This window comes from Bacillus sp. SIMBA_031, assembly GCF_046535225.1.
GTDB lineage: Bacteria > Bacillota > Bacilli > Bacillales > Bacillaceae > Bacillus > Bacillus velezensis.
Map to the genome: position 1 here is coordinate 1 of NZ_JAWRXC010000101.1, position 318 is coordinate 318.

1 protein-coding gene is annotated in these 318 nt (G+C 58.2%); it reads right to left on the reverse strand.

The window, feature by feature from the left end:
• Positions 1-85 precede the first annotated feature (85 nt).
• Positions 86-318: hypothetical protein (locus SB724_RS19685; RefSeq protein ID WP_410572473.1), on the reverse strand; the 233-nt coding region annotated here is incomplete at its 5' end.

Below are 318 nucleotides of genomic sequence, written 5' to 3' on the forward strand. Positions count from 1 at the left end.
TCGGTCGAAAGCCAGTTGCAATGGATGCGCGATAGCGGACTTCGCCAGGTCGACTGCAGCTTTAAATCATGGCGGTTCGCGGTGCTCAGCGGCCTACGTTAGGACGATCGGTGCAGCCGCTTGCCATCAGCGTCGGGGTAACAAGCATCGCCGTCGAGGCTAGCGCGATCGACAAGCCGAGCTTCATCGGAAAAAGCAGCAACTGATCGAATAACGCACTGCTAGGATAAGCGGCGGCGTTCATTCCGAAAGTTTCTGGGAAAGTCTGGACGACGCCCGCGGCGGCGGCATCTTGTATCTCTGTGCCGCTAACCGACT